At 33.0% G+C, this 21,413-nt stretch carries 13 protein-coding genes; 11 read left to right on the top strand and 2 right to left on the bottom strand.

The annotated features are described in order from the left end of the window. The first annotated feature begins 366 nt into the window (after positions 1 to 366). Genes RM538_RS12370 through RM538_RS12360 form a run of 3 tightly spaced genes read left to right on the top strand, consistent with a single transcriptional unit; the run spans position 367 to position 1,896 of the window. Positions 367 to 921, top strand: a complete 555-nt coding sequence (locus tag RM538_RS12370) for an RNA polymerase sigma factor (RefSeq protein ID WP_311333754.1) — start codon at positions 367 to 369, stop codon at positions 919 to 921. Between the two features lie 41 nt (positions 922 to 962). Next, positions 963 to 1,457, top strand: a complete 495-nt coding sequence (locus RM538_RS12365; protein WP_311333753.1) for a hypothetical protein — start codon at positions 963 to 965, stop codon at positions 1,455 to 1,457. A 1-nt stretch (position 1,458) separates the two neighbouring features. After that, a complete protein-coding gene (locus tag RM538_RS12360) occupies positions 1,459 to 1,896 on the top strand; it encodes a sensor of ECF-type sigma factor (RefSeq protein WP_311333752.1) in 438 nt (145 codons plus the stop codon). Positions 1,897 to 1,918: 22 nt separating this feature from the next. Here RM538_RS12360 and RM538_RS12355 read toward each other — a convergent pair whose 3' ends face one another. Continuing rightward, positions 1,919 to 2,959 carry a WD40/YVTN/BNR-like repeat-containing protein gene (locus tag RM538_RS12355; RefSeq protein ID WP_311333751.1) on the bottom strand — a complete coding sequence of 347 codons (1,041 nt, stop codon included), beginning with the start codon at positions 2,957 to 2,959 and terminating at the stop codon, positions 1,919 to 1,921. Positions 2,960 to 3,033: 74 nt separating this feature from the next. Here RM538_RS12355 and RM538_RS12350 point away from each other — a divergent pair, with 74 nt between their 5' ends. The 5 genes from RM538_RS12350 (at position 3,034) to RM538_RS12330 (ending at position 13,579) form a co-directional block, all read left to right on the top strand. Next, on the top strand, positions 3,034 to 4,245 hold the full coding sequence (locus RM538_RS12350) for an RsmB/NOP family class I SAM-dependent RNA methyltransferase (protein ID WP_311333750.1): 1,212 nt from the start codon (positions 3,034 to 3,036) through the stop codon (positions 4,243 to 4,245). 5 nt (positions 4,246 to 4,250) lie between these two features. Continuing rightward, a complete protein-coding gene (locus RM538_RS12345; protein ID WP_311333749.1) occupies positions 4,251 to 5,291 on the top strand; it encodes an endonuclease in 1,041 nt (346 codons plus the stop codon). A gap of 116 nt (positions 5,292 to 5,407) precedes the next feature. Then, the gene (gene purL, locus RM538_RS12340) at positions 5,408 to 9,082 is read left to right on the top strand and encodes a phosphoribosylformylglycinamidine synthase (RefSeq protein ID WP_311333748.1); all 3,675 of its coding nucleotides are present in this window, start codon (positions 5,408 to 5,410) and stop codon (positions 9,080 to 9,082) included. Positions 9,083 to 9,277: 195 nt separating this feature from the next. Beyond that, a complete protein-coding gene (locus RM538_RS12335) occupies positions 9,278 to 11,671 on the top strand; it encodes a M14 family metallopeptidase (RefSeq protein ID WP_311333747.1) in 2,394 nt (797 codons plus the stop codon). 123 nt (positions 11,672 to 11,794) lie between these two features. Then, positions 11,795 to 13,579 carry an AMP-dependent synthetase/ligase gene (locus RM538_RS12330; protein ID WP_311333746.1) on the top strand — a complete coding sequence of 595 codons (1,785 nt, stop codon included), beginning with the start codon at positions 11,795 to 11,797 and terminating at the stop codon, positions 13,577 to 13,579. Positions 13,580 to 13,873: 294 nt separating this feature from the next. On the opposite strand, the gene RM538_RS12325 is transcribed toward RM538_RS12330, so the two are convergent. Then, entirely contained in the window at positions 13,874 to 14,749 is an 876-nt protein-coding gene (locus tag RM538_RS12325; RefSeq protein ID WP_311333745.1) for a T9SS type A sorting domain-containing protein, read from the bottom strand. Positions 14,750 to 14,911: 162 nt separating this feature from the next. Here RM538_RS12325 and RM538_RS12320 point away from each other — a divergent pair, with 162 nt between their 5' ends. From RM538_RS12320 to RM538_RS12310, 3 genes are all read left to right on the top strand, one after another. Further along, positions 14,912 to 18,331 carry a methylmalonyl-CoA mutase family protein gene (locus RM538_RS12320; RefSeq protein ID WP_311333744.1) on the top strand — a complete coding sequence of 1,140 codons (3,420 nt, stop codon included), beginning with the start codon at positions 14,912 to 14,914 and terminating at the stop codon, positions 18,329 to 18,331. 231 nt (positions 18,332 to 18,562) lie between these two features. Continuing rightward, entirely contained in the window at positions 18,563 to 20,275 is a 1,713-nt protein-coding gene (locus RM538_RS12315; protein ID WP_311333743.1) for a reverse transcriptase domain-containing protein, read from the top strand. Next, positions 20,276 to 21,394 (top strand): helix-turn-helix transcriptional regulator, encoded by a 1,119-nt coding sequence (locus RM538_RS12310; protein ID WP_311333742.1) that lies wholly within the window; start codon positions 20,276 to 20,278, stop codon positions 21,392 to 21,394. Positions 21,395 to 21,413: the final 19 nt, after the last annotated feature.

The raw sequence follows: 21,413 nt of genomic DNA, 5'->3' as shown, positions 1-21,413 counted from the left end.
ATTTTCAATTACACAAATAAACTATGCTTTTTATCTGGTTTAAAATGCTTTTAATCGATAAAATTTTATTCTTGTTAGTAATGTGTTAATGTAATTCCTACAAATTTTTTGTTTTCACAAATGCTTATTTTTAGATATTAAAAAAACGGGTCAGCCCCCGCTTAGACCCGTTTTAAAGTGTTCTATGTCTAGTGTAATAGAACAAATACATAAGAAGTATGGTGCTAAGATATAAAAAAATTCCTACAAAAATAACAAAACTTGCATTTAATCGAATATTTATGTTTTTTATCTATATTTTAACATTTATTCCATTTAATTAAACCTTTGTAACTTTAAAATGTCAAATATTCAAACAATATCTAATTGGTAGTAGAAGAACAAGACTTAGTTATTGCATTGCAGTCAGCTCAAGAAAGAGAAGAAGCTTTTAGAATCTTAGTTTCTCAATACAAAGAGCGTTTGTATTGGCATGTGCGTAAAATGGTTTTGAGTCACGATGATGCCGATGATGTTCTGCAAAATACCTTTATCAAGGTTTATAAAAATATTGATAAATTTAAAGGTGATAGTAAGTTATATACATGGATGTATCGCATTGCAACTAATGAGTCTATTAATTTTTTAAAGAAAAAAAGCAAGCGATTAAATAGCTCAATGGAGGAGGTAAAAGAAAAAGCTATTAATAATTTAACTAGCGATGTTTATTTTGAAGGTGATGTGATACAGTTAAAATTGCAAAAAGCAATAGCAACTTTACCAGAAAAGCAACAACTAGTATTTAACATGAAATATTTTGAGGAGTATACTTACGAAGAACTTTCAGATATTTTAGAAACATCTGTTGGGGGGTTAAAAAGTAGTTATCACATTGCAGTAAAAAAAATTACCGAAATTTTAAAAACAGATGAAACCTTTTAGTAATTAGATAGTCAAACATATGACCCTTAGTTAAATCCAAGATGAAAAGCAATAAATATAAACATGGTTTTAAAGTTCCTTCAAACTATTTTGATGAGTTTGAAGAAAAGCTTTTTAATACATTAGAGTCTCAAACTTTACCCAAAGAAACTGGATTTAAAGTGCCAGAAGGTTATTTTGATAGTTTTGATGTTTCTATTCCTTCTAAGACAATAGAAGTTATAGAAACCAAAGTAGTGCCTTTGTACAAAAAGCCTTCGTTTATAGTTGCTGCTTCAATTGCTGCTTGTATTGCTATCATTTTTTCAGTTATAAATTTTGGGAATACAACATCTTCTATAGATACTATAGATTTTGCTTCATTAGAAAGTTACATTGAGACCGGTAATTTAGATATAGAAACTTATGAGTTAGAAGCTATGCTAGATCAAGAAATTATAGAAGACTTATCAAATACTATGGTTACTTTTTCTGATGAAAACCTTGAAGACTATTTACTTAATAATATTGATGACACAACACTTTTAATTGAATAAAATGAAAAATTTCATACTACTCTTACTGCTTATTTGTTCAGCTTCTATTGTAGCGCAGGGCGGCGATAGAGATGAAAAAATAAAAGCTTTTAAAACTGCTTACTTTACAGAAGCTTTAAGCTTAACGACTGCTGAGGCAGAAAAATTTTGGCCAATTTATAATAAATATGATGACAGTATGGATGCTCTTCGAAGTAAAGAAAGGGCTGAGGTGTGGAGTTATTTTAAGAGAGGGTTAGATGAGGTTTCTGAGGAAAAAGCGAATACGCTTATAGATAAAATTGTGTTTTATGATTCTGAAGAGTTAAAATACAAACAGCAACTTTACCAAGACCTTAAAAAAGTAATTTCTTCTAGAAAGATTCTTAAACTTAGAAAAGCAGAGCATGACTTCAAGCGTAGATTACTAGAGGAGTATAAGAAACGAAGACGGGATTAAAGTTTTGCCTCTCTGGCTAGCTTTATTTAAAACTTAGTTTCGCAATTTTATTTCTTCCGCTTGCAAAAGCAACACTATCGTTTACAAATTCTAAGGCGTAAAAACCTTCATTAGAGAGTTCTTTCCATGTTTTACCCTGGTCAGCACTATAGGATATTCCGGGAGATCCTAAAGCTACAATACCATTTCCATTTGTATTAGGTACAAAACGTACAGAAGAACGATACCCAGGTCCTTTTCCATTACTTAAGAGCTTCCATGTTTTACCACCATCATAAGTAATGGCTTTATTACCTTCATTAAAGTCCTTTTGTTCCCAATCACCACCAAAAATGACACCTATATTTTCGTCAAAAAAATCAACAGTATAGATACCGGTCATAGTTTTTCCTTGAATAATAGGCGTATTATAAACCTCCCAAGTTTCACCCTTATCTGCCGAATGAAATACTCTAGCTTTTTTTCCACCAGAGACAATCCAAACCTTGTCTTTTACAATTGCAATATTAGAATTACTAGCCGCAAATGCAGCTTCTCCATTTTCAGTTTTAGGAAGTTCATCACAAGGTATTTTATTCCATGAACTTCCTCCATCTTTTGTTATAATGATAGACAAGCAATCTTCAGTAGGATCACCCATTGCAATACCTTCTTTGTTATTAAAAAATGCTATGGCGTCATAAAAAACTTTCTCGCCCTTTTCAGAATATACTTCCTCAATGTTGGTAGCTTCAGTACCATTATATCCTATTTTGTATAATACTGCTGGATTGGCAATGCTTAATACAAAAGCAGCATTTTTTCTGGCTGCTATTGCTCTAAAGTTGAGCAGTGAATCTTCATACTTAATTGTTGCTAGTTTAGGAGTGGTTTCATCAATAATTCCAACAATACCATTATTTGCAGCAAACCAAACTTTATTGTTATCAATTGGAGCGATAGCACGAATGCTAAGGCTATCTTCAAAAATAGGCTCAATAGTTACGCTTTTAAATTCTTTTTTTGAAATAGAGGTACATGAGACTAATATAATGGTCAACAAAAAAGTAGTAAAATATCGCATATATTTTTTTTGTAAAAGTAACTAAAACAAATCGCATGTAATATGATACCTTTGCCACAAATTTACAACTCACCATGAGGCTACATCGTAACTTAGTTTTTGCAACTATAGATTCTTTACACTTGATTTTCAATGAAGAAAAACAGGCAGATAAGGTACTTAAAAATACTCTTAAAAGAGATAAGCGTTGGGGATCTCGCGATAGAAGTTTTATTGCCGAAACAACCTATGATATTGTGCGTTGGAAGCGTCTTTATGCCGAAATTGCTGAAGTTAAAGAACCATTTAGTCGTCCAAACCTTTTTAGACTGTTTACAGTTTGGGCAACTCTTAATGGAATTAAAATACCAGATTGGCCTCAATTTGAAGATACTCCTACAAGAAGAATTAAAGGTAAGTTCGATGAGTTTTCTAAAATTAGAAAGTTAAGAGAATCTATTCCAGATTGGTTAGATGAACTAGGTGTAAAAGAACTAGGAAAAAAATGGGATGGAGAAATATCAGCATTAAATCAATTGGCAGATGTAGTACTTCGAGTTAACCCGTTAAAGGCTACTGTAAAACAAGTCCAAAATGAGCTATTGGATAATGATATTAGAACAGAAGCTATTAAAAACGTACCACATGCTTTAAAGTTAAAAGAGCGCGCTAATGTTTTTACAACAGATGCCTTTAAAAATGGTTGGTTTGAAGTTCAAGATGCTTCTTCACAAAAAGTAGCTCAATTTTTAAAGCCAGAACCTGGAATGCGAATTATTGATGCATGTGCAGGTGCGGGTGGTAAAACACTTCATATTGCAGCTTTAATGGAAAACAAAGGGCAAGTAGTTGCAATGGATTTATATGAAAACAAATTAACAGAACTTAAAAGAAGAGCAAGGCGTAATGGTGCACATAATATTGAAACACGTGTTATAGACTCTTCAAAGGCCATAAAAAAATTAATTGGAAAAGCAGATAAAGTATTGCTCGATGCACCGTGTTCAGGTCTTGGGGTGCTTAAAAGAAATCCAGATAGTAAATGGAAATTGCAGCCAGAGTTTTTAGAACGAATTAAAAATACACAACAGGAAATTTTAACTTCTTATTCAAGAATGGTAAAACCTGGTGGACAGTTAGTATATGCAACCTGCTCTATTTTGCCTTCAGAAAATAAAGAACAAGTTAATTTATTTTTAACATCTGAAGCGGGAAAAGACTTTACCTTTGTAAAAGATGAAAACATCATGCCTAGTACTTCTGGATTTGATGGTTTTTATATGGCATTATTAGAAAAAACAAAATAATTAAAATGAATAAATTTTTACTTTCCTTATTAACATTCGCTATCACTTTTATTGCTGTAGCACAGCAACCATATTATGATGATGTAGATATAACACTAACAGGGCAAGATTTGTACTTTGAGCTGCAAAATAAAATTGACATAAGTAATAATACATTTACCTATGGTGATGTAAGAGATAGTTTTTTGGTAACAGATGAAGATACAGCTAACTCTAATAATGTGCTACTTATATATGGCCACACTAATGATAGTAACTGTACAACAGATCGCTCTAGGGATAAAGATGATTTTGGTGGCGGAAACTGTGAGTATAATAGAGAGCATGTTTTTGCCAGAGGTAATGCAGATCCAGATATGGGAAGCGCAAGTAATGGTAGTACTGGAATTGTTGCAGACCCACATAATTTAAGACCTAGTGATCAGCAAATGAATAATAATAAAGGAAACAAGAAGTTCGCTGCAGGATCAGGAAACGCAGGAGATGTGGGTAGTGGTAACTGGTACCCTGGAGATGAATGGAAAGGAGATGTTGCCCGAATGATGATGTACATGTACACTCGTTATGGTGATAGATGTTTACCTTCTTTAAATGGTGTGGGTTCTACACAAGGAAGCACAGATATGTTGCAAGTATTTTTGCAATGGAATGCAGAAGATATGGTAACTCCTTTTGAAGACCAACGTAATGAATTTCTTGAAACAGAATATGGAAATAGAAATCCCTTTATAGATAACCCAGCGTTAGCAACAATTATCTGGGGAGGACCGCAAGCAGAAGATAGATGGAATACACTTGGTGTCGAAAATTTTGAGGAAACAATTGTTGAGGTTTTTCCTAATCCAGCTACAGATACAGTATGGGTAACAAGTAAGTACTCTTTAGAGTCTATAATGCTTTATGATGTAAATGGAAAAGAAGTGTTTACCACAAGTAGCATAGACTCTGTTTTAAAAGTAGATGTAAGTAGCATCACTCCTGGATTGTATTTGTTAAAGACTATTTCTAATGGGGTTTCAAGTACTAATAAAGTTATTATTAAATAATTGCTTTATTAACAAATCACTTGAATAACTAGCTTCTTTTAATGTAAAAGTAAAACTTAAATTTTAGAAAATTGAGTATCTTTGTCACTTAGAAATCCACTCAAATTTCCGTAAGAATGATTCACTTTTTTGGAGACGTAAAAAACAAAGTTTTTGCTGTCCAAACGCAAGCCGAACTATCAAAAGATGATATAAAAAAACTTACTTGGCTTTTTGGAAATCAAAATAAAATAGAAAAATCCGTACTTACGGATTTTTTTGTTGGCCCTAGAGCGGCAATGATAACGCCATGGAGTACTAATGCTGTAGAGATTACACAAAATATGTGCATTAGTGGGATTCTAAGAATCGAAGAGTTTTTAACGGCTTCAAAAGATTTTACAGACTTTGATCCTATGTTGTCCCAAAAGTATAGTGAATTAAATCAGGAGATTTTCGCAATAGATATTGAGCCAGAAGCTGTAAAAGAGATCAATGATATTAGTGCTTATAATATTGAAGAAGGATTGGCATTGAGTGGAGAAGAAGTGGAGTATCTTGAAAAACTTTCAGTAAAATTAAATAGAAAACTTACGGATAGTGAGGTTTTTGGTTTTAGTCAAGTAAATAGTGAACATTGTAGACATAAAATATTTAATGGGACTTTTATTATTGATGGAGAAGAAATGCCTTCTTCATTATTTAAATTAATTAAAAAAACCTCTGCAGTAAACCCAAATAGTATTGTATCTGCATACAAGGACAATGTAGCTTTTATTGAAGGTCCAACTGTTTCACAATTTGCGCCAAAAACACCAGATAAGCCAGATTATTACCAGACAAAAGATTTTAATAGCGTAATTTCTTTAAAAGCCGAAACTCATAATTTTCCAACTACTGTTGAGCCTTTTAACGGGGCTGCAACAGGAAGCGGAGGAGAAATAAGAGATCGTCTTGCTGGTGGAAAAGGTTCATTGCCTCTAGCAGGAACAGCGGTCTATATGACTTCTTATTCTAGGCTAGAAGAAAATAGACCCTGGGAACAAAAAATGGAAGAAAGACCATGGTTGTATCAGACTCCTTTAGATATTTTAATAAAAGCCAGCAATGGAGCATCAGATTTTGGAAACAAATTTGGGCAACCTCTTATTGCGGGTTCTGTTCTAACTTTTGAGCATGAAGAAGAAGCAAGAAAATTAGGCTTTGATAAAGTAATTATGCTTGCAGGTGGTATCGGGTATGGAAAAGCTGAGCAAGCAATTAAAGATGTGCCAAAAGAAGGTGATAAAATTGTAATTCTTGGTGGTGAGAATTATAGAATTGGTATGGGAGGTGCTGCTGTTTCTTCTGCAGATACCGGTGAATTTGAAAGTGGAATTGAATTAAATGCAATACAGCGTTCTAATCCAGAAATGCAGAAAAGAGCTGCAAATGCTGTAAGAGGCATGGTAGAAAGTGAAGAAAATAAAATTGTATCAATACATGATCACGGAGCAGGTGGACACCTTAACTGTTTAAGTGAATTGGTTGAAGAGACCGGAGGTAATATAGACTTAGATAAGTTGCCAGTTGGAGACCCCACACTTTCGGCAAAAGAAATTATTGGTAATGAATCCCAAGAAAGAATGGGACTTGTAATTGGAGAAAAAGATATAAATACACTTCAAAAAATTGCAAATAGAGAACGGTCTCCAATGTATCAAGTAGGAGATGTTACCAATGATAATCGTTTTCTTTTTAAAAGTAAAGCTACTGGTGAACAACCAATGGACTTTATGCTGGAAGATATGTTTGGGAGTTCCCCCAAAACCATAATGACCGACGCTACTATAGTTAGAAATTATGAAAACCCTATGTACGATACTTCAAAAATAAAGGAATATATCTCGCAAGTATTACAATTAGAAGCCGTTGCTTGTAAAGATTGGCTCACTAATAAAGCAGATAGATGTGTAACTGGGCGTGTTGCAAAACAACAATGTGCAGGACCTCTACAATTACCTTTAAATAACTGTGGAGTCATGGCGCTTGACTACCAAGGCAAGGAAGGAGTTGCAACATCAATAGGACATTCTCCTATCTCTGGGTTAATTGATCCAGTTGCAGGCTCTAGAAATAGTATTACTGAAGCACTTACTAATATAATTTGGGCTCCATTAAAAGATGGTTTGCAAAGTATTAGCCTTTCTGCTAATTGGATGTGGCCTTGTAACAACCCAGGTGAAGATGCTAGACTATATAAAGCTGTTGAAGCGGTAAGTGATTTTTCAATAGGATTGGGTATAAATGTTCCTACTGGAAAAGATTCCCTTTCAATGAAGCAAAAGTATAAAGATGAAGAGGTAATAGCGCCTGGTACTGTTATTATATCTGCTGCTGGAAACTGTAATGATATTACTAAAGTTATAGAACCAGTATTACAAAAAGGAAAAGGAAGTATTTATTATATAAATATTTCTGAAGATAATTTTAAACTAGGAGGTTCATCATTTGCACAAATTGTAAATACCATTGGTAACGAGGCCCCAACAGTACGTAATGCAACCTACGTAAAAAATGTGTTTAATACAGTCCAAGAATTAATAAAGCATGATTTAATTGTTGCTGGTCACGATATAGCATCTGGCGGGTTAATTACTACTTTATTCGAAATGTGTTTTGCAGATAGTAAACTTAGTGCAAAACTTGATTTAACAAATCTAAATGAAACTGATACTGTAAAAGTGCTTTTTTCTGAAAATTGTGGAATAATAATTCAAGCCTCAGATGATGCACATCTTGAGGAAATTCTTTCTAACAATAAGATTCATTTCAATAAAATTGGAGTAGTTAGTACTGCTGAAAAACTTCATATTAAAAACCACTCAGACAACCTTACTTTTTCAGTTCCAGAAATGAGGGATGTATGGTATAAAACATCATATCTACTTGATCAAAAACAAAGCGGAGTAGAAAAAGCTAAAGAGCGTTTTGAAAATTATAAACAACAACCACTTCAGTTTAAATTTCCAAAGAATTTTACAGGAGTTTCTCCAAACCATAATTTACCAGAAACAAACAAGCCAAGAATAAAAGCTGCTATTATAAGAGAGAAAGGAAGTAATAGCGAACGAGAAATGGCAAATGCAATGTACTTAGCTGGTTTTGATGTTAAAGATGTGCATATGACAGATTTAATAGAAGGGAGAGAAACGTTAGACGATATTAAGTTTATTGCTGCAGTTGGTGGTTTTTCTAATAGTGATGTATTAGGAAGTGCAAAAGGTTGGGCAGGTGCTTTTTTGTATAATGAAAAAGCTAATAAAGCATTAAAGAATTTCTTTTCAAAAGAAGATACTTTGTCACTAGGGGTTTGTAATGGTTGCCAATTATTTATAGAGTTGGGCTTGTTAACTCCAAATGACGTTGAAAAACCAAAAATGCTTCATAACGATACGGGTAAATTTGAGTGCTCATTCACATCCGTAACAATACAAGATAATAACTCTGTCATGCTATCCTCTCTTGCAGGTAGTACCCTTGGAATTTGGGCTGCACATGGAGAAGGTAAATTTAAATTTCCAAAAGAAGAAAAGCATTATAATATAGTTGGTAAGTACGGTTATGATAAATTACCTGCAAATCCTAACGGGAGTGATTATAATGTTGCTATGATGACAGATATTACTGGAAGACATTTAGTAATGATGCCTCATCTAGAAAGATCTACATTTCCTTGGAATTGGGCACATTACCCCAAAGAAAGAACCGATGAAGTAAGTCCGTGGATTGAAGGTTTTGTAAACGCTAGAAAGTGGTTAGAAAATAAGTAGTAAAAACGCATTAGCCTATAATATTACTAGGTTTTGTAGGGTTTTGTAATTGGTGTTTTGTTTTGAAATGTCAATCTAAACCCCTAGATTTGAGGAAAAATTGCAACCTTTTTTTGATAACCCTTATCAAAATAACAATAATTGTAAGTTTCCTCTACAATTATAGACGTAATAAGATATACCCAAAAAATTGCTATGAAAAAGATATTATTCTTTTGCCTGCTGTTATTTGCAGTTACATTACATTCACAAATAGTCTCAGAAAAATACCAAAGAGCTAAGATTAGTTATAATGGTGTTGAAGATTTCGAAAGACTAAACCAGCTTAATATTTCACTTGAACATGGGGTACATAAGCGAGGATATTTTATAATTTCAGAATTTTCAGCTTCAGAATTAGAAGCAGTTAGAAATGCTGGTTTTAAAGTAGATGTTATAATTGAAGATGCAAAAGCTTATTTTTTAGAACAGAATAGAAATCCAACTCAAGAATATAGAAACCCAACATGTAGTACTCAAAATACTACAGATTATGCTACACCAACAAATTTTAATTTAGGATCTATGGGTGGGTACTTAACGTATCAAGAAGTTTTGGATGAATTTGCTCAAATGGTAAGTTTATATCCTAATATTATTTCTTCAGCTACTAATATAAGTGGGCCTGGAGGAGATTTCTTAACAGAAGGTCAAGTTGATAATTCTGTTACACCTTCAATTGGAAATAACGGAATAAAATGGCTTAGAATTAGTGACAACCCTAACACAGATGAAGCAGAAGCAGAAATACTATATACTTCTATTCATCATGCTAGAGAACCTGCATCACTAATGCAGCTTATATTCTACATGTGGTATTTACTAGAAAACTATGATACAAACCCAGAAATAAAAGCTCTAGTTGATAATACGGAGCTATATTTTGTGCCAGTTGTAAACCCTGATGGATATCTTTATAATGAAGTGACAGATCCTAATGGTGGCGGGTTTTGGAGAAAAAACAGAAAAAATGGTAACGGAACTGATAACAATAGAAACTATAATTACTTTATAAACGGAAATCCTAATAATGGCTCATGGGGAGGTCCTGGGTCATCAAGCAACCCAGGTTCAGAAGTATATCATGGTACAGGTCCTTTTTCTGAAGTTGAAAACCAAGCCATAAAGCAATTTGTAGAAGATCACGAGTTTGTTATGGCATTTAATAATCATACTTCTGGTGAATTACTATACTATCCTTTTTCATACGCAGATGTACCAACACCAGATGAGGCCTTATTTGAAGCAGTATCTGCTGAGTTAACTTCAAGAAATGGGTACTTTCCTTTAAGAGATTTTCCGTTTTCGGGGGATAGTGATGATTTTATGTACGGAACTGTAGGAACCCATGACAAAATCTTTTCCTTCACTCCAGAGATTGGACAATCCTTTTGGCCATCACAAAACTTAATTATTCCAATTGCAAAAGAAATGATGTATCTAAATCTAACTGCTGCTAGGATGACATCAAATTATGCAAACATTGAGGATACAGCTCCAACCTATGTTGGTGACCAGCCTACAGTAAATACTACTTTTGATATTAAAAATCTTGGTATTACTGGAAATGGAAACTTCACTGTTACGTTAAACCCAATTTCTTCAAATATTGTTTCTGTAGGAGCGCCAGTTTCATTTTCTGGACTTCAGTTGCTAGAAGAGGGTGATGGGATTATTCAATATACACTTGCTGGGGGAACCACTTCTGGTGATGATATTGTTTTTGAACTCGTAGTTAATAATGGTATGTATGATGCTGCTACTTTAGTAAACAAAAAGTTTGGAGCATTAGACTCTATTTTTGAAGATCAAGGAAATAGTACAACAGCAAACTTTAACAACAACGGGTGGACTACTACAACTGCAACATTTGTTTCTCCATCAAGCTCTATTACAGACTCAAACGGGAACTATCCAAACAATACTAATGAGACAATAACACTTAGTACCCCTGTAGATTTAACAAATGCTAGTGGTGCTATTGCAGAGTTTTTTGCAAGATGGGAGATTGAAAACAATTTCGATTATGTTCAATTTCAAGTATCCACCAACGGAGGAACTAGTTGGGAAGCACAATGTGGTCGTTTCACAAACCCTGGAAGCACTAATAGCGCACAACCCACTAACGAGCCACTTTATGATGGAGTTCAGAATGATTGGGTTAGAGAAGAAATAGACCTTAGTGATTATCTCGGTTCAAATATTTTAGTACGTTTTCAATTAGTGTCAGATAATGGACAACGCGCAGATGGTTTTTATTTTGATGACTTAAAGATAAGTGTTGTTGAAGATAGCACTTTAAGTATAGAGGATACATTTGCTTCACAATTTTCAATATACCCTAATCCTGTAAAAAACACGCTTAATATAAATACATCATTATCTAATTACGATATTGAGATTTTTACACTACAAGGACAACTTGTTGAAACACTAAGGAATAATCAAGAATCTCAGGTGGTGAACTATAATAGTTTTGCTTCAGGAATTTATTTAATGAAACTTACTTCTGAAAGTAAATCGCAAGTGTTTAAAATAATAAAGGAGTAAATTAAAACACCTCAAAATTTAATTATTTATAAATGAGACTCCTATATAGGAGTCTCATTTTTTATATCCCTAAAAATAACTGAATATTTTTTGCTATTTTGCAAGTTCACAATATTTAAAAACATGACCGATCCTAAAAGACTTTTTGACTTCCCATACTTTCAACTAGAAGCCTATCCACAAGATGCTGCTTTAGTGAGTAAAGTAAATGGAGCGTGGGTAAAAACCTCCACTCAAGAATATATAGATAAAGCCAATGCCATTAGTAGAGGGCTTATAAAACTTGGCGTACAGCCTAATGATAAAATTGCAATCATATCTATGACAAATAGAACTGAATGGAATATTTGCGATATTGGAATTCTTCAAACTGGTGCTCAAGACGTTCCAATTTACCCTACTATTTCTGAAGAAGACTATGAGTATGTTTTAAACCACTCAGAATCTGTGTATTGCTTTGTATCCTGTCAAGAGGTTTTCGATAAGATTAATAAAATTAAAGGAAACGTACCTTCGCTAAAAGAAGTTTATTCTTTTGATGAGCTAAATGGGTGTAAAAATTGGAATGAAGTTTTAAAGTTAGGAGACGACAACAAAGACTTACAAGAAGAAGTAGATAGAAGGAAAGACGCAGTAAAAGAAGATGACTTAGCTACGCTAATTTATACCTCTGGTACAACTGGAAGGCCTAAAGGTGTGATGCTCTCTCACAAAAATATTGCTAGTAATGCGAAGCACAGTAAAGGTCGCTTACCTATTGAAATGGGTAAATCTAAAGCATTAAGTTTTTTACCAGTATGTCATATATACGAAAGGATGTTACTCTACATGTATCAATATTGTGGGGTAAGTATTCATTTTGCTGAAAGTCTTGAAACTATAAGCGATAACCTTAAGGAGGTTAATCCAGAAGTAATGACAGCTGTACCTCGTTTATTAGAAAAGGTATATGATAAAATTATTGCTAAAGGAACTGATTTAACCGGAGTTAAGAAAAATTTGTTTTTCTGGGCAGTAGAACTAGGTTTAAAGTGGGAACCGTATGGACAAAACGGATGGTTGTATGAAACAAAATTGAAACTAGCACGCAAATTAATATTTAGTAAATGGCAAGAAGCACTTGGTGGAAACCTTAAAGCAATAGCTTCTGGAAGTGCCGCTTTACAGCCAAGACTAGCTCGTGTTTTTAATGCTGCTGGTTGTCCTGTAATGGAAGGCTATGGCTTAACAGAAACTTCTCCTGTTGTAAGTGTAAATGATATGCGAGATGGAGGATTTAGAATTGGAACAGTTGGTAAAGCATTACCAGATACAGAGATTAAAATTGCGGAAGATGGAGAAATACTTATTAAAGGACCACAAGTAATGCAAGGGTATTATAAAGATCCTGAAAAAACTGAAGAAGTACTCAAAAATGGATATTTCCATACTGGAGATATTGGAGAGATAGATTCAGATGGTTTTTTAAAAATAACAGATCGTAAAAAAGAAATGTTTAAAACTAGTGGTGGAAAATATATTGCACCACAGTTACTAGAGAATGCAATGAAACAATCTCGTTTTATTGAACAGATAATGGTTATTGGAGATGGTGAAAAAATGCCAGCTGCATTAATACAGCCCAACTACGAATTTATTTCAGACTGGAATGAAAGAAAAGAAAAAGGGTTGTCGAGTGACCCAAAAGAGTTAGCTAATGACCCAGTTTTAATAGCTAGAATTCAGAAAGAGGTGGACAAGTTTAATGAGCGTTTTGGGAAGTGGGAAAAAATTAAAAAGTTTGAACTAACTCCAGATATCTGGAGTATAGAAGATGGACACCTTACTCCAACTATGAAGATGAAGCGAAAAATTATTAAAGAAAAATATATCTCACTTTATAATAAAATTTATGAGCATACTTCATAAAGTAGAATAACACACATATCCATAATTAATTAAAAACGCCCTATCTCCATAGGGCGTTTCAACTAACAAAAAAACTCTGAAAAAACCGGATTAACCGGTTTAGTATCTATCTAGGGAGATAGATAACCAACCTTTCATATATATGTACGAAGAAAAAGTGTATGTGGTTTTTAAGATAAAATAATACATGCTTTACTGTAGATAGTAAAACCATAAAAAAGAGCGAAGGTTCAATGATATCATTGAACCTTCGCTTTATAAAAATTAAATTATGTGATACTATTGTAACTACAATTATTTAATAACTTTTATAGTTTTTGATGCACCGTCAATAGTAACTTTAACCATGTATGCACCTGAGTTAAGACCACTCATGTTAATACTTGGTGAAATTGCATCAGGACGAGATTGTAATACCACTTTTCCTAATACATCATATACTACTACTTCATTAACTGCAGCAGCAGATTTAATGTTTAATACATCTTGTACTGGGTTAGGATATACACTAAATACATCTGCAGAGAAATCATCTATTCCTAAAACTCCTTGCTCTAATCTAACGTCATCAACGTAGTAAGAGTTTGTAGCACTATCTGCAAAATAGTCAACTCCACCAAAACCAGATACTCCTGTGATTGGGGCTGCTGGTGCAGCAACACCGTTTATAGATAGCTCATAAGTAGCAGCATCTAAATCAACTACTGCTTTTAAAAAGAACCATTCATCTTCTGGGTATGTAAGTGTAGCTCCGCCATTTGCATCTGTTAATGTTCCAGAAACTAATGTTATATCACCAGATAAAAACTCTAGATTTGCATTTGCATTAGGAGTTACATCTCCTTGTAAATTAAAGTATCCAGTACTACCACTCTCAATATACATGCTCCATAAAATGGTCCAAGTACCTGAAGTAAGTAACCCTTCAAAATCTAATACAGCATCTTGCCCACCAGAGTCAGGTCCAATAAAAATTGAAAAGATTCCTGAACTAGCCTGAGCTGTAGAAACAATAGCATTTTGTGCACCATCGTTTGTTCCATCCCATGTTGTCCAACGTGGAGTAAATAATGGTCCTGGCGTATAGCTTTCTATATCGTCTGTAAATTGTGCGTTAGCAGAAGCTGCTAAACCAAATGCAAAAATTGCTAATAAGTAAAATTTTTTCATAATGTTTAAATTTTGTTGTTTAATATTGATTAGCAATATACTAAAAAAAATGTTAAAAATTATTTTTTTGCTGACTTTTGTCAAATTAGAAATTGATGATAAAACACTTGTTTTAATGCTAATTTCGTAAATTTGTATGTTTAATTTATACTCTTTTTAGAAATGCAACAAAAACCTCCATATACCCCAAAAAATAAAGTTAGAATAGTTACGGCAGCTTCTCTTTTTGATGGGCATGATGCAGCAATTAATATTATGCGCCGTATTATTCAATCTACAGGTGTTGAGGTGATACATTTGGGTCACGATAGGAGTGTAGAAGAGGTAGTAAATACTGCAATACAGGAGGATGCTAATGCTATTGCAATGACATCTTATCAAGGAGGGCACAATGAGTACTTTAAATATATGTATGATTTGCTTAAGGAAAAGGGAGCTAGTCATATTAAAATTTTTGGCGGCGGCGGCGGTGTAATTCTTCCAAGTGAAATTAAAGAGTTAATGGACTATGGAATTACACGTATTTATTCCCCAGATGATGGACGTGAGATGGGGTTGCAGGGAATGATAAACGATTTGGTAAAACAATCAGATTTTCCACTTGGTGAATCTCTTAATGGAGAAGTAAATAAACTTTCTGAAAAAAACCCTGGCGCTATTGCTAGAGTTATCTCTTCGGCAGAAAACTTCCCAGAAGTTGCCAAAAAAGCTTTAGAAACTATTCACGAGAAAAATAAAACATTAAATACTCCTGTATTAGGTATTACAGGAACTGGTGGAGCGGGAAAATCATCCTTGGTAGATGAGTTAGTAAGACGTTTTTTAATTGATTTTCCTAAAAAAACAATTGGTCTTATTTCAGTAGACCCTTCAAAAAGAAAAACAGGAGGTGCGCTGCTAGGAGATAGAATACGTATGAATGCTATAAACTCACCTAGAGTTTATATGCGTAGTTTGGCTACAAGACAGAGTAATCTAGCATTGTCAAAATATGTTGCAGAAGCTATTGAAGTTATTAAAGCTGCAGAATATGATTTAATTATTTTAGAAACTTCAGGAATAGGACAAAGTGATACCGAAATTCTAGAGCATAGCGATGTTTCTTTATATGTAATGACACCAGAATTTGGTGCTGCCACGCAGCTCGAAAAGATTGATATGCTTGATTTTGCAGATTTAGTAGCTATAAATAAGTTTGATAAAAGAGGTAGTCTAGACGCTTTACGTGATGTGAAAAAGCAGTACATGCGTAATCATCAACTGTGGGATACTCCACAAGATGAACTTCCTATTTTTGGTACAATTGCGTCTCAATTTAATGATCCTGGGATGAACCAACTATACAAATCCATAATGGATGCGTTAGTTGAAAAAACCGAGACAGACCTAAAAAGTACGTTTGAAATAACAGACGAGATGAGTGAGAAGATTTTTGTAATTCCTCCTGCTCGTACTAGATATCTTTCTGAAATTTCTGAAAATAATAGAGCTTATGATAAAAAGGCACTTGAGCAAACTGAAGTTGCTCAAAAATTGTATGGAATATTTAAAACATTAGAAACGGTTTCAGGTAAAGCCCCTTCTTTAGACAAAGCAGGTATCGATTTTGAAACAATTCAATCTTCAGAAGAAAATAAAGAACTATTAAAGTTATTAGTTGCTGAGTTTGACAAAGCAAAAATGGACTTAGATCCTTACAATTGGGAAATTATTACTACTTGGGATGAAAAAGTGGAGCGCTATAAAAATCCAGTTTATACTTTTAAAGTACGTGATAAAGAAATTAAAATAGATACACATACAGAGTCACTTTCACATTCACAAATACCAAAAGTTGCTTTGCCTAAATACCAAGGTTGGGGTGATATTTTAAAATGGTGTTTGCAAGAAAATGTTCCTGGAGAGTTTCCATATACCTCAGGTTTATATCCTTTTAAACGAACTGGGGAAGACCCGGCACGTATGTTTGCTGGAGAAGGAGGACCAGAGAGAACTAACAGGCGTTTTCATTACGTAAGCCAAGGAATGCCAGCAAAACGATTGTCTACTGCTTTTGATAGTGTAACACTATATGGTAATGACCCCGGTTTACGTCCAGATATTTATGGGAAAATAGGAAATGCAGGGGTTTCTATTTGCTGTCTTGATGATGCAAAAAAACTGTACTCAGGATTCGATTTAAGTCACCCAATGACTTCTGTGAGTATGACAATTAATGGACCCGCTCCAATGTTACTTGGCTTCTTTATGAATGCTGCAATTGACCAAAATTGCGAGAAGTACATTAAAGAAAATGGCCTTGAAAAAGAGGTAGAAGCAAAAATTTCAAAAATATATAAAGATAAAGAACGACCAGCATATCAAGGAGAATTACCAGAGGGTAATGACGGACTTGGACTGCTTTTATTGGGCGTAACAGGAGATCAAGTATTGTCCAAGGATGTTTATTTGAAAATTAAAGCAGATACTTTAATGCAAGTACGAGGAACTGTGCAAGCAGATATATTAAAAGAAGATCAGGCACAAAACACGTGTATTTTCTCTACTGAATTTGCCTTGCGTTTAATGGGTGATGTTCAAGAGTATTTTATAGAAAAGCAAGTACGTAACTTCTATTCGGTTTCAATTTCGGGGTACCACATTGCAGAAGCCGGAGCCAACCCTATTACACAACTGGCATTTACATTGGCAAATGGATTTACCTATGTAGAATATTATTTAAGTAGAGGGATGGACATCAATAAATTTGGTCCTAACCTTTCGTTTTTCTTTAGTAATGGTATTGATCCTGAATATTCTGTTATAGGTCGTGTCGCTAGAAAAATATGGGCAAAAGCACTTAAAGAAAAGTATGGTGCAAACCCTAGAGCACAAATGTTGAAGTATCATATCCAGACTTCAGGTAGATCTCTACATGCTCAAGAAATAGATTTTAATGATATAAGGACAACGCTTCAAGCATTATATGCTATTTACGATAACTGTAATTCTCTACATACAAATGCGTATGACGAAGCAATTACAACTCCTACTGAAGAAAGCGTGCGTCGTGCAATGGCGATTCAGTTAATTATTAACAAAGAACTAGGTCTTGCTAAAAATGAAAACCCAATTCAAGGAAGTTTTATTATTGAAGAACTTACAGATTTAGTAGAAAATGCAGTACTTGAGGAGTTTGATAGAATTACCGAAAGAGGAGGAGTTCTTGGAGCCATGGAAACTATGTATCAACGTAGTAAGATACAAGAAGAGAGTTTGTATTATGAAACCTTAAAGCATACAGGAGAGTTTCCAATTATTGGAGTAAATACTTTTTTAAGTAGCAAAGGTTCACCAACTGTGTTACCTGCTGAAGTAATTAGAGCTACTGAAGAAGAGAAACAATACCAAATTAAAGTTGTAACAAACTTAAATAAATCTCATGAAGAGAAAGTAGCCGACTTGTTGAAAGACTTACAGCATAAATCCATAAATAACGAGAATATATTTGAAGCTTTAATGGAAGTTTGTAAGTATGCTTCGCTAGGGCAAATAACCAATTCGTTGTTTGAAGTGGGAGGACAGTATAGACGTAATATGTAATTTTTTTATATTTTTATAAAGAATTTATAGTGCTCATAGTCTTATTGATTTTGCTTGCGATCCTGCAGCAGTTTCGGAGTGGTATACTAATATAAAATAACTTATAGAAGTATATAACTATATAACTAATAATGACTTTTATAAATAATAAGAAATTTAAAATATCAATTATTATTTTTATTCTATTGTTAATAGCTAAGGTAGAATTACTATGGGCACTTTTATAAAAAAATGGCAAAAGATTTTCTTCAAATATCTACAAAACAAGAACTAGCCATTTATCTTGGAATTAGTAAGAAGAAGTTACTTTATAACGCATATAAGACTGATCTTAGATATAATTCCTTTACAATAAATAAGAAAAATGGGAGACAAAGAGAAATTTCCTCTCCAATTCCTTCCTTAAAAAACATTCAAAAGCAAATTTCTTTAGAATTAAATAAACACTATAGGCCAAAAAAACAAGTACATAGTTTTATAAAGAAAAGAGGTATCAAAACAAACGCAAAGAAGCATATTAAGAAGAAGTTTGTTTTAAATATGGACTTAGCCGATTTTTTTTCAACGATTAACTTTGGAAGAGTCAGAGGTGTTTTTTTAAATTATCCTTTTTTTTTTAATGAAGAAATTGCAACAATTTTAGCTCAATTATGTTGTCACAATAACAAACTACCACAAGGGAGTCCTGTTTCCCCTGTTATTTCTAATATTATTTGCAGAAGTTTAGATAAGGAATTAGTTGTTTTTTCTAAGAAAAACCAATGTTATTATACTAGATATGCCGATGATATTACATTATCTACTAACCTGAAGAAGTTTCCATCTAATGTGGCAGAATTAAGTAATAATGAAGTTTATTTAAGTGATAGTTTAATTAGAATAATTAATAATAATGGGTTTACAGTTAATAAAGAAAAGACTTCTATTCGCTCCCATTATGAACATCAATATGTAACTGGTTTGACAGTTAATAGAAAAGTAAATGTTAAGCGAAAAATTTTGAAAAGGGTAAGAGCGATGTTGTACGCTTGGGAAAAATTTGGCTTAAATAATGCTGCAGAGGAACACTTTACTAAATATTCTAAAAAACATAAATTAAAAAAAGACTATAGTTTATTTATAAGAATTGTTGAAGGATATCTTTTTTTTATAAAAGATATAAGAGGTCATGATGACTTGCTTTTTAGAAGTCTAGTCAAGAAATATAATAAACTTTCTTCAAATTCTGTTTTAAAAAATATATTATTACATCAAGGTGAGAAAATATTAGTATATACAGAAGGAAATACTGATTGGATGCATTTAAAAGCTTCTTTGTTAGAACTTTCGAAAATTGACATAGGTTTAAATAGCCTTAGTAATATGATAAAGTTTGTAGAATACGATCCAAATTATGCTGTTGGTGATCTAAAACTTGTTAATATTTTGGAAGGTATTTTGGTTTCAAAATCAAAAAAGCCAGTTATAGCTATTTTTGACTCAGATAATTTACAAAAAATTGGAGAATTTGGTTCTAAAAGACAAAAAAGATACAACATCTTTAATAACACAGTTTATACATTTTCTTTACCTAAACCATTTCATAGAAGCACAAACCTAAATTGTATTGAGCATTTTTATTATGATAAGGATTTACTTAAAAAGGATGAATTTGGTAGAAGATTGTATTTAAGTGATGAATTTGATAGTCAAAATGGTAAGTTTATACAAGATGATAAAATCAGATGCTTTGCTTCATTAAAAAAATTGCAAAAAAAGGAATTCATTATAGATTCTATGGTGAAAAATGATGACAATGATAGTTTAGCTTTAACAAAGAAAGATTTTGCATTAAATATATATAATACCACAGATGAATTTAAAAATATAAATTATTCAAATTTTAAATTAATATTCAGCTTAATCCAAGATATAATTAAGTATCATCAATTAGTTAATAAATAGATGCTCGCTACCATAGAATATACAGTTACCGCCATAGTTTGTTTAATTACTGCTATTGTAATCCAACGTATATTTGCTAAAGAGATAGCTAGGGGCACGATTGCGAAAAACACCCAAGGTATAAAATGGTTTGGATTGGCAATTTTTGTTTGGGGATTAGGGGCGCTACTTAACCTTTTTTTACGTCTTTTTCTAGATTTTACACCCACAAGTAGACTTATTATTTATATAGGAGTGGTAATCTCCTTAGCAAATTCATTATTTATTTTATTATCGCTTCCTTCAATAGAACATCAAAAAAGAAGAGGAACCGTTGTCCAATTGGTAGAGCGCTTTAGTACTCGCGAGTTTATAAGCTTGTATTCTGGTGTCTTGGGTATGATAGCATTTGTTTTTATAACAACCTCTTACAGTAATCAAGAAATTAGCAATAACTTTATTTGGCTCATCGATATTCCTATTTCGGTACTGGTTGCTATTTCTCTTTTATTAGAACTTAATAAGGCATTTGCTTCAAGAAAGATGAAGTTTATGTACTTACCCACATTTGCACTTTTTGTGCTAATTATTGTTGCAGTAACACATCGTATTATTCCGCAGGATAAACTAATACAAGTAATTGATCAAGAATTTTGGTCTGTGGCTGGAAGTATTACCTCAATATCGTTTAAAGTTCTATTTATCTTATTGTTTTCTATACTTCTTTACAGTTGGAAATTTCTTTCAGAAAAGGAACAACAACAATCTATTGCAACGCAATTGGATTCTGAAAATACCCTGCTTAAACAAAAAATTGAGAAGTTAGAAGTTGCAAACGAAAGTCATTTAGATACCATTAAGACAATGAAAAGCGAATTAACTTCACTAAAAGAAACTTCTAGGATTGAGTTTTCAGAAAGACAAAAAGAAGTTTTAGGAAACTTAGCTTATTTTGGCAAGGCAAAATCATACCCAGAAATTGCCGAAGCAATGCACATAAGTTTAGATGGTTTTCAAACCCATATTCACCAAATTAAACAGATGCTTAATATTAGAGGAGCTAGTGGGAAAGAACAACTAATTGAGTTTGCTACAAAAAATAATTTTATTGCCTACACTACTTTCAAACAATCTAAATAAGCATATGGTTAACCATAAC

Source organism: Patiriisocius hiemis (assembly GCF_031846325.1).
Lineage (GTDB): Bacteria > Bacteroidota > Bacteroidia > Flavobacteriales > Flavobacteriaceae > Patiriisocius_A > Patiriisocius_A hiemis.
This window is presented reverse-complemented; position numbering and strand designations above follow the sequence as displayed.